The 9,399-nt window shown below is 71.4% G+C and carries 9 protein-coding genes; 5 read left to right on the forward strand and 4 right to left on the reverse strand.

Annotated elements, in window-relative coordinates; all coding sequences use genetic code 11:
* Nucleotides 1–31 precede the first annotated feature (31 nt).
* The 4 genes from ACFYZ8_RS01600 to ACFYZ8_RS01615 all read right to left on the reverse strand — a co-directional run bounded on the left by ACFYZ8_RS01600 (nucleotide 32) and on the right by ACFYZ8_RS01615 (nucleotide 3,113).
* Nucleotides 32–232: an AlpA family transcriptional regulator gene (locus ACFYZ8_RS01600; RefSeq protein ID WP_020116516.1), complete on the reverse strand. Its 201-nt coding sequence runs from the start codon at nucleotides 230–232 to the stop codon at nucleotides 32–34.
* Between the two features lie 244 nt (nucleotides 233–476).
* Nucleotides 477–1,007 carry a hypothetical protein gene (locus ACFYZ8_RS01605; protein WP_388536529.1) on the reverse strand — a complete coding sequence of 177 codons (531 nt, stop codon included), beginning with the start codon at nucleotides 1,005–1,007 and terminating at the stop codon, nucleotides 477–479.
* Nucleotides 1,008–1,142: 135 nt separating this feature from the next.
* Nucleotides 1,143–2,081, reverse strand: coding sequence for a helix-turn-helix domain-containing protein (locus ACFYZ8_RS01610; protein ID WP_388536531.1), 939 nt, complete (start codon nucleotides 2,079–2,081; stop codon nucleotides 1,143–1,145).
* Between the two features lie 117 nt (nucleotides 2,082–2,198).
* Entirely contained in the window at nucleotides 2,199–3,113 is a 915-nt protein-coding gene (locus tag ACFYZ8_RS01615; protein WP_388536533.1) for a sugar phosphate isomerase/epimerase family protein, read from the reverse strand.
* Nucleotides 3,114–3,244: 131 nt separating this feature from the next.
* On the opposite strand from ACFYZ8_RS01615, the gene iolC reads away from it, so the two are divergent.
* The 5 genes from iolC to mmsA are packed head-to-tail and all read left to right on the forward strand — an operon-like array spanning nucleotide 3,245 to nucleotide 9,292.
* Entirely contained in the window at nucleotides 3,245–4,195 is a 951-nt protein-coding gene (iolC, locus tag ACFYZ8_RS01620) for a 5-dehydro-2-deoxygluconokinase (RefSeq protein ID WP_359031499.1), read from the forward strand.
* Complete coding sequence (locus ACFYZ8_RS01625; RefSeq protein ID WP_388536535.1) at nucleotides 4,192–5,073, forward strand: deoxyribose-phosphate aldolase; 882 nt, start codon at nucleotides 4,192–4,194, stop codon at nucleotides 5,071–5,073. Before iolC ends, ACFYZ8_RS01625 begins: the two co-directional genes overlap by 4 nt.
* Before the next feature lie 10 nt (nucleotides 5,074–5,083).
* Complete coding sequence (gene iolB / locus ACFYZ8_RS01630; RefSeq protein ID WP_359031502.1) at nucleotides 5,084–5,899, forward strand: 5-deoxy-glucuronate isomerase; 816 nt, start codon at nucleotides 5,084–5,086, stop codon at nucleotides 5,897–5,899.
* Nucleotides 5,896–7,773 carry a 3D-(3,5/4)-trihydroxycyclohexane-1,2-dione acylhydrolase (decyclizing) gene (gene iolD / locus ACFYZ8_RS01635; RefSeq protein ID WP_388536537.1) on the forward strand — a complete coding sequence of 626 codons (1,878 nt, stop codon included), beginning with the start codon at nucleotides 5,896–5,898 and terminating at the stop codon, nucleotides 7,771–7,773. Before iolB ends, iolD begins: the two co-directional genes overlap by 4 nt.
* A 16-nt stretch (nucleotides 7,774–7,789) precedes the next feature.
* On the forward strand, nucleotides 7,790–9,292 hold the full coding sequence (gene mmsA, locus ACFYZ8_RS01640) for a CoA-acylating methylmalonate-semialdehyde dehydrogenase (RefSeq protein ID WP_359031504.1): 1,503 nt from the start codon (nucleotides 7,790–7,792) through the stop codon (nucleotides 9,290–9,292).
* The last annotated feature ends 107 nt before the right edge of the window (nucleotides 9,293–9,399 follow it).

A 9,399-nucleotide genomic window follows, 5' to 3' on the forward strand; every position in this document is an offset into this window, starting at 1 on the left:
TCATGCGGCGACTGTGTCGGACGCCGACTCCTCAGTCCTCTCTCCGGCCCCGGTTGCCCGGCCGGGACGCGACCCACGCGCGCACGGTGTCCGCGTACCAGAAGGGCTTGCCGCCCTCGACATGGTCGGGCGGCGGCAGCAGCCCGTGCTTGCGGTACGACCGCACGGTGTCCGGCTGCACCCGGATGTGCGCCGCGATCTCCTTGTACGACCAGAGCCTTCGGTCGGTCATGTGGTGCACCTCCTCGCGCGCACCGCGGCGGCGGCAGGGAACGGCCGTCGGGGGTACCGGGCGCTGCGCTGGCGATCACAGAAGCCTGTGCCCACGTGAACGACACACGGGGACCGTCGGACAGGGCTTGTGCGCGGAGTGTGACGAGGGGCCCGCGTACCCGCGACATGTGTGACACGAAGGGGGCGTTTGTGACAGAGGTGACGCAAAGGCGTACGCGGGCGTCAGGGCGCGGCGCGTTGACCTACGGCACGAGGTCGTGGCTGAGGAGCCCCTCCAACTGCCGCGCGGAGTCGGGCGCGAGGCGGTAGACGCCCTGGAGGCTGACGGCGGTGCGCAGTTCGCCGTCCACGACATGCTTGATCTGGCGCTCTCCCCGTCTCGAACGGTAGGTGAGGCGGGCGAGCAGGTCCGGTGGGACAGGTCTGCCGAAGCCGAGCGGGGCACCGGGCCCGCCGAGGAGGACCTCGCTCGCACAGCTCACCTCCAGCAGCCCCCAGCGGCTGAGGCGGGCCCGCTCCTCGGCGTTCAGCTCGCCCGCGCCGTCGTAGTCCACCAGCCGCTCGACCTCCATGGCCCCGAGCACCCACATCTGCTTGCGGAGGACGCGTATCGGCAGGATCCGGTCGCCCGGCCGGACCCCCGCGCGCGCGAAGCCCGGCATCGAGGTGTGCGGTCCCCCGAAGAGCACGGTCAGCGGTTCGCCCTCGAAGCCCGAGGTGCCGAGCGCCTTGCAGAGGTCATTGGTCCACAGAGTGGTGTACGTGTCGGCCATGCCCGAACGCTAACCGCCGCCACTGGCACCGCACTTCGCCAGGGCGGGCCGGAACCCGCTGCGCCGGGCCCGGCCCGCCGGCTTCCCCCCCCGGGCGTCCGCCGGATCCTCCGGCGGGACCCACACAGGGTGCGATCAGCCGAGCCCGTCGGTCTTGGAGAAATCCGCACTGCGTCCCGGCGCGGAGGACGCGAGGACCAGGCTCGTCGCCTCACCGTCCATCCGGTCCCCGGGCGGTGAGGCCGCGAACGGCAGCCGCCGGGCCGTGGTGAACTCCCTCGGCGTGCACCCCGTCATCGCCTTGAACTCGCCGCTCAGATGCGCCTGGTCGTAGTACCCGCAGGCCGCCGCGGTCTCCGCCTGCCCGTGTCCCGCGGCGAGCAGCCGCCGGGCCCGCTGCAACCGCAGGACCCTCGCCGCCGCCTTGGGCCCCAGCCCGATCTGCTCCCGGAACCGGTTCTCCAAGTGCCGCACACTCCACCCCACCTCCTCGGCGAGGCGCCGCACCGGCATGCCGCCCCCGGTCCGCACCAGCTCCGCCCACGCCCGCACCACCCGCGCGGAACAGGGCGTACCGGCGTCCCACCACCGCGCGAACACGTCGTCCAGCAGTCGGAACCGCGCCTCCCAGGAGGGCAACGCGGCCAGGGCTGACGCGAGTTCGCCGACGTCCCGGTCGAGGGTGTGGGGAAGCGCGTCGGGATCCAGGACCCGATCGGCCAGCTCGTACTGAGGCGTCCCGAAGAGGGTGAACGCGGCCCAGGGGGCCAGCATCACCTCGATACCGGAGAGCCGCCCGCCGTGTTCACCGACGGCGGGCGTGGTCGTGGGCCCGCAGTAGACGGAGACGAGGGTCTCGGGGGCCCGCCCGGCGCGACTGATCCGCACCGGCTGATCGAACCCCAGTAACAGGGTCGCGGCCCCGACGGGCGTCTCCAGCCGCCGCCGGGGCCGGTCCATGGCCAGCCGGACCCCGCGATAACTGAGCACCCCGGGCCGCAACCGGGGGTGGGGCGAGCCGAGGGCGAACTCCCAGGATCCCCCGGGCCCACGCCCAGTACGGATCAACACCATCGCCCCAGCTTTACAGCCAACGAGCCACAGCAACACCCTTCAGGGGCGCGGGGCTGTGTCGATATGCGGCTCCGCCGCGTGGGCGCGACAAGCCCCCACCGGCCCGCAGTCGACGAACTACGCCCCGCAGGACCTCAAGAACGCCCGAGTCCGCTGAGCGATCGGCAACGGCTTGTCCGGCTCACACGGATACATGTCCTGCTCGACGATCGCGAACAGATCCACGTCCAGCTTCTGGGCCGCCTCCAGGACAGGACCGAGTTCCGGCACACCGGACGGCGGCTCGCACATCACACCCTGCGCCACGGCGGGCCCGAACGGCGTCCCCTTGGCCCGCACGTCCGCCAGGATCTCCGGATCCACCTGCTTGAGGTGCAGGTACCCGATCCGCGACCCGTACGTCTCGATCAGCTTGACGCTGTCGCCGCCGCAGTACGCGTAGTGGCCCGTGTCCAGGCACAGCGACACCAGGCCGGAGTCCGTGGCGTCCAGGAACCGGACCACGTTCTCCTCGCTGTCGATGTGGGTGTCGGCATGCGGATGGACGACGATCTGGAGGCCGTACTCCTCCTTCACCCGCTGCCCCAGCCGCTCGGTCAGCGTGCTGAGGTTGCGCCACTGCCCGGGCGTGAGCGTGTCGGACTCCAGCACCTCGCCCGTCTTGTCGTCCCGCCAGAACGACGGGATCACGACCAGGTGCTTCGCCCCCATCGCCTGCGCCAGCACCGCGTTGTCCGCGACGTGCGCCCAGGTCTTCTCCCAGACCGCCTCGCCGTGGTGCAGGCCGGTGAAGACGGTGCCCGCGGACACCTTCAGGCCGCGCCGGGAGACCTCTTCGGTGAGGACCGCGGGATCGGTCGGCAGGTACCCGTACGGCCCCAGCTCGATCCACTCGTAGCCGGAGTCCGCGACCTCGTCGAGGAAACGCTGCCAGGGGACCTGCTGGGGGTCGTCGGGGAACCACACACCCCAGGAGTCGGGAGCCGAGCCGATCCGGATGCGGGACAGTGAGGGCTGAGGTGCGGCTGTCATGCCGGTCAGCTTCGGTTCGGACAGCAAGCGCTGTCAAGGTCTCGTCCGAATGTCTGGACAAAACATTGACAGGGCTCGCCGTCCGGGGCTACAAACGCCGGGAGAGCCGACGCAGGTACGAAGGGAAGCCGATGGCGTACGACCTGATCACCATGGGGCGGATCGGTGTGGACCTGTATCCACTCCAGACCGGTGTCCCGCTGCCGCAGGTGACGTCCTTCGGCAAGTTCCTCGGGGGCTCGGCGACGAACGTCGCGGTCGCCGCGTCGCGCCTGGGACGGCGCACCGCTGTGATCACCCGCACCGGGGACGACCCGTTCGGCACCTACCTGCACGAGGCCCTGAGGGACTTCGGTGTGGACGACCGCTGGGTCACCCCGGTCCCGGGCCTGCCGACCCCCGTCACCTTCTGCGAGGTCTTCCCGCCGGACGACTTCCCGCTGTACTTCTACCGGCAGCCCAAGGCCCCGGACCTGGAGATCGACGCCCACGAGCTGGACCTCGACGCCATCCGCGAGGCGGGCATCTTCTGGATCACCGGTACCGGCCTGAGCGAGGAGCCCAGCCGTACGGCGACCCTGGCGGCTCTCGCCCACCGCGCGAAGTCCGGGACGACGGTCTTCGACCTGGACTGGCGGCCCATGTTCTGGAAGGACCCCGACTCCGCCCGCCCCTTCTACGAAGAGGCCCTGCGGCACACCACCGTCGCCGTCGGCAACCTCGACGAGGTCGAGGTCGCCACCGGGGTGCGCAAGCCCCGTGAGGCGGCCCAGGCGCTGCTGGACGCCGGTGTCGAGCTCGCGGTCGTCAAGCAGGGCCCCAAGGGTGTCCTCGCCGTCGACAGCAAGGGCAACGAGGCCGAGGTCCCGCCGCTTCCCGTGAACGTCCTCAACGGCCTCGGCGCGGGTGACGCCTTCGGCGGCTCCCTCGTCCACGGCCTCCTCGCCGGCTGGGACCTGGAGAAGATCATGCGTCACGCCAACGCGGCGGGCGCCATCGTCGCCTCCCGCCTCGAGTGCAGTTCGGCGATGCCGACCACCGACGAGATCGAGGCCGCGGTCGCGGCGGGAGCGGTCAAGTGAGCGTCGACATCGCGGAGCTCGTCCGCCTGCGCGCCGAACGCCCCGAGGCGATCGCCGAAGCCGCCGCCCGCCGTCCCCGGCGTCCCCTCCTGAACGACAGCGGCCGTCTGATGATCGTCGCCGCCGACCACCCCGCCCGGGGCGCGCTCGGCGTCGGCGGCAACCGCATGGCGATGGCCAACCGGGCCGACCTGCTGGAGCGCCTCAGCCTGGCGCTGTCCCGCCCCGGCGTCGACGGTGTCCTCGCCACCGCCGACATCCTGGACGACCTGCTCCTCCTCGGTGCCCTCGACGGCAAGGTCGTCATGGGCTCGATGAACCGCGGCGGCCTCCAGGGCGCGAGCTTCGAGCTCGACGACCGCTTCACCGGCCACCGCCCCGAGGACATCGAGCGGCTGGGCTTCGACGCCGGCAAGCTGCTGCTCCGCATCGACTACGACGACCCGGGCTCCCTCACCACGCTGGAGTCCACGGCCCGCGCCATCGACGACATGGCCGCACGCCGGCTCCCCGTCTTCGTCGAGCCGTTCATCAGCGGCCGTACCACCGAGGGCAAGGTCAGGAACGACCTGTCCGCCGAGGCCGTCACCAAGTCGATCGCCATCGCCTCGGGCCTGGGCGGCACTTCGGCCTACACCTGGCTCAAGGTCCCGGTCTGCGACAACCCCGACGACATGGGCGAGGTCATGGCCGCCTCCACCCTGCCCGCCGTGCTGCTGGGCGGCGAGGTCGGCGACGACCAGGACGGCGCGTACGAGAAGTGGCGCGGCGCCCTCCAACTGCCCACCGTGCGCGGCCTGGTGGTCGGACGCTCGCTGCTGTACCCGGCGGACGGCGACGTGGCCGCCGCCGTGGACACCGCCGTAGGACTGCTGTGAGGGCCGCCGCATGACACAGACCGAGCTGTACGTCCCCAAGGGTGCCTCCACCAACGCCCAGTACGCGGTGGACATCGACCCCAAGCGGGCCGGCTGGACCCACAGCAGCCTGCGGATCGTCGAACTGGCACCGGGGGGCACCCACACCTTCACCTCCGGTGACAGCGAGTGGATCGTGCTCCCGCTGGAAGGCGGCTGTACCGTCCACGTGGGTACCGAAGAGTTCCAACTCCTGGGCCGGGAAAGCGTGTTCGCCGGAGTCTCGGACTTCGCGTACGTGCCCCGGGACGCCCAGGCATCGATCGCCTCCGGCGCGGGAGGCCGCTTCGCCCTGGCAGGAGCGAAGTGCGAGCGACGACTCCCCGCCCGCTACGGCCCCGCGCCGGAGGTCCCCGTCGAAGAGCGCGGCAGCGGCACGCAGTTGCGGCATGTGCGCAACTTCGCCTCCGCCGACGCCTTCGACTGCGACAAGCTCATCGCCGTCGAGGTCGTCACCCCCGGCGGCAACTGGTCCTCGTACCCGCCGCACAAGCACGACGAGCACCGGCCGGGTGTGGAAGCCGAGTTGGAGGAGATCTACTACTTCGAGATCGACGGCCCGAACGGGTTCGGCTACCAGCGCGTATCTCCCTCCCGTGAGGGCGGATCCGACGTCCTCGCCGAGGTCCGCTCCGGCGACGCCGTCCTCGTCCCCGACGGATGGCACGGCCCGTCCATCGCCCAGCCCGGCCACGACATGTACTACCTGAACGTCATGGCGGGACCGGGCGAGACGCGGGAGTGGCGGATCTGCTTCCACCCGGACCACACGGAGGGCTACCGATGACCACCCGCCTGACCGTCGCGCAAGCGCTGGTCCGCTTCCTGGCCGCCCAGTACACCGAACGCGACGGCGTACGGCAGCGGCTGATCTCCGCCACCTGGGGCATCTTCGGCCACGGCAACGTGGCCGGGCTCGGCCAGGCGCTCGTCGAGTACGGCGACGACATGCCCTTCCACCAGGGCCGCAACGAGCAGTCCATGGTGCACGCGGCCGTCGGCTACGCGCGTCAGTCCAACCGCCTGTCCACGCACGCGGTGACGACGTCCATCGGCCCGGGCGCCACCAACCTGGTGACGGGCGCGGCCCTCGCGACCATCAACCACCTCCCGGTCCTGCTCCTCCCGGGCGACATCTTCGCCACCCGGGTCGCCGACCCGGTCCTCCAGCAGCTCGAAGTCCCGTACGCGGGCGACATCAGCGTCAACGACTGTCTGCGGCCCGTCTCGAAGTACTTCGACCGCGTCACCCGGCCGGAAGCCCTGATACCGGCCGCCCTCCAGGCGATGCGGGTCCTCACCGACCCCGTCGAGACCGGCGCCGTGACCCTCGCCCTCCCGCAGGACGTCCAGGCCGAGGCGTACGACTGGCCCGAGGAGTTCTTCGCCGAGCGCACCTGGACCGTACGGCGTCCGGGCGCCGACCCGACCGAACTCGCCGAGGCCATCACCGTCATCAGGTCGGCGCACCGCCCCCTCGTCATCGCCGGCGGCGGAGTCCACCACAGCCGCGCCGAGGAGGCCCTCGCCGAGTTCGCGAGCGCCACCGGCATCCCGGTCGCCTCCACCCAGGCAGGCAAGGGCTCCCTGCGCCACGACCACCCCCAGGACGTCGGAGCCGTCGGCCACACCGGCACCGCCACCGCCAACGAACTCGCCCGCCAGGCCGACCTGGTGATCGGTGTCGGCACCCGCTACACCGACTTCACCACGGCCTCCGGCACCCTGTTCGCCGCCGACGGCGTCCGCTTCCTCAACCTCAACATCGCGCCCTACGACGGCCACAAGCTCGCCGGGGCGCCCCTGGTCGCGGACGCCCGCAGCGGCCTGACGGAGCTCACCGAGGCCCTCCAGCTGCACGCCCACCGCGTCCCGGGCACGTACGTCGACGAGTACACCCTCGACAAGGAGCGCTGGGAGCAGCGCGTCGACGCCTGCTACGAGGCCGACGAGCCCGACATCAGGCCGACCCAGCCGCAGGTCCTCGGCGCCCTGGACGCGCTCGTCGACGAGTCCGACGTGATCATCAACGCGGCCGGCTCCCTCCCCGGCGACCTGCACAAGCTGTGGCGCGCCCGGTCGAGGGACCAGTACCACCTGGAGTACGGCTACTCCTGCATGGGCTACGAGATCCCGGCCGCGATCGGTGTGAAGATGGCCGCTCCCGAGCGGAACGTCTGGGCGCTGGTCGGCGACGGGACGTACCTGATGATGCCGACGGAGATCGTCACGGCCGTCCAGGAGGGCATCGCGATCAAGATGCTCCTCATCCAGAACCACGGCTACGCCTCCATCGGCGGCCTGTCCGAGTCGGTCGGCGGCGAGCGGTTCGGCACCGCCTACCGCTACCAGTCCGACGACGGCACCTACACGGGCGCCCCGCTGCCCGTCGACCTGGCCGCCAACGCGGCCAGCCTCGGTATGCGCGTGCTGCGCGCGAAGACCGTACGAGACCTCCGCGCCGCCCTCGAAGAGGCGCGGGCCGCCGACACTCCCACATGTGTCTACGTCGAGACCGAAACGGCAGACACAGTGTCGGGCGCGCCTCCGGCGCAGGCCTGGTGGGATGTTCCTGTGGCCGAGACCGCGACGCGCGCGTCCGCGGTGAAGGCCCGCGAGCTGTACGAACGGCACGTCTCAACCCGACGCCGCCATCTCTGAAAGGGAGTACTCGGTCATGACGAAGATCGTCAACCACTGGATCGGCGGCAAGACCGTCGAAGGCGCGTCGGGGAACTACGGGCCGGTCACCGACCCCGCGACCGGCGCGGTCACCACCAACGTGGCGTTCGCCTCCGTCGAGGAGGTCGACGCCGCCGTAGCCGCCGCCAAGGACGCGTTCCAGACCTGGGGCACCTCCTCGCTCGCCAAGCGCACCACCATCCTGTTCCGCTTCCGGGCGCTCCTGGAGGCGAACCGGGACGCGATCGCCGAGCTGATCACCGCCGAGCACGGCAAGGTGCACTCCGACGCGCTCGGCGAGGTCGCGCGCGGCCTGGAGATCGTGGACCTGGCGTGCGGGATCACCGTGCAGCTGAAGGGCGAGCTGTCGACCGAGGTCGCCAGCCGCGTGGACGTGGCCTCGATCCGCCAGCCGCTCGGTGTGGTCGCGGGCATCACGCCGTTCAACTTCCCGGCGATGGTCCCGATGTGGATGTTCCCGATCGCCATCGCGACCGGCAACACCTTCGTCCTCAAGCCCTCCGAGAAGGACCCGTCGGCCTCCATCAAGATCGCCGAGCTGCTCGCCGAGGCCGGTCTGCCCGACGGCGTCTTCAACGTCGTGCACGGCGACAAGGTGGCCGTCGACCGTCTCCTGGAGCACCCGGACGTCAAGGCCGTCTCCTTCGTCGGCTCGACCCCGATCGCCCGCTACATCCACACCACCGCCTCCGCCAACGGCAAGCGCGTCCAGGCCCTGGGCGGCGCCAAGAACCACATGCTGGTCCTGCCGGACGCCGACCTGGACGCGGCGGCGGACGCGGCCGTGTCGGCTGCCTACGGTTCCGCGGGCGAGCGCTGCATGGCGATCTCCGCGGTCGTGGCCGTCGGCGCGATCGGCGACGAGCTGGTCGAGAAGATCCGCGAGCGCGCCGAGAAGATCAAGATCGGCCCGGGCAACGACCCGGCCTCCGAGATGGGCCCGCTCATCACCAAGGTCCACCGCGACAAGGTCGCCTCCTACGTCGAGGGCGCCGCCGCCGAGGGCTGCGAGGTGATCCTGGACGGCACCGGCCACACCGTGGAGGGCTTCGAGGACGGCCACTGGATCGGCATCTCGCTCCTCGACAAGGTCCCCACCACCGCCAAGGCCTACCAGGACGAGATCTTCGGCCCGGTCCTGACGGTCCTGCGCGTGGACACCTACGAGGAGGGCCTGGCGCTGATCAACGCCTCCCCCTTCGGCAACGGCACCGCGATCTTCACCCGGGACGGCGGTGCCGCCCGCCGCTTCCAGCTGGAGGTCGAGGCCGGCATGGTCGGCGTGAACGTCCCGATCCCGGTCCCCGTCGGCTACCACTCCTTCGGCGGCTGGAAGGACAGCCTCTTCGGCGACCACCACATCTACGGCAACGACGGCACGCACTTCTACACCCGCGGCAAGGTCGTCACCACCCGCTGGCCCGACCCGGCCGACGCCCCGGCGGGCGTGGACCTGGGCTTCCCGCGCAACCACTGAGGCACCTCCGGGCGCCGGGCCCCCCCCCCCCGGGGGGGGGCCCCCCCCCGCGCCCCGCGGGGCCGCCGCCCCCCTCACCGCCCCCCCCCAGGCCCCCCGAAACGGGG

The sequence above is a fragment of the Streptomyces sp. NPDC001668 genome (genome assembly GCF_042893155.1).
Classification (GTDB): domain Bacteria; phylum Actinomycetota; class Actinomycetes; order Streptomycetales; family Streptomycetaceae; genus Streptomyces.

What these genes read in the sequence shown, in the direction of transcription:
- ACFYZ8_RS01600 (WP_020116516.1), bottom strand. Translation starts at nt 232, where the DNA reads ATGACCGACCGAAGGCTCTGGTCGTACAAGGAGATCGCGGCGCACATC.
- ACFYZ8_RS01605 (WP_388536529.1), bottom strand. Translation starts at nt 1,007, where the DNA reads ATGGCCGACACGTACACCACTCTGTGGACCAATGACCTCTGCAAGGCG.
- ACFYZ8_RS01610 (WP_388536531.1), bottom strand. Translation starts at nt 2,081, where the DNA reads ATGGTGTTGATCCGTACTGGGCGTGGGCCCGGGGGATCCTGGGAGTTC.
- ACFYZ8_RS01615 (WP_388536533.1), bottom strand. Translation starts at nt 3,113, where the DNA reads ATGACAGCCGCACCTCAGCCCTCACTGTCCCGCATCCGGATCGGCTCG.
- iolC (WP_359031499.1), top strand. Translation starts at nt 3,245, where the DNA reads ATGGCGTACGACCTGATCACCATGGGGCGGATCGGTGTGGACCTGTAT.
- iolB (WP_359031502.1), top strand. Translation starts at nt 5,084, where the DNA reads ATGACACAGACCGAGCTGTACGTCCCCAAGGGTGCCTCCACCAACGCC.
- iolD (WP_388536537.1), top strand. Translation starts at nt 5,896, where the DNA reads ATGACCACCCGCCTGACCGTCGCGCAAGCGCTGGTCCGCTTCCTGGCC.
- mmsA (WP_359031504.1), top strand. Translation starts at nt 7,790, where the DNA reads ATGACGAAGATCGTCAACCACTGGATCGGCGGCAAGACCGTCGAAGGC.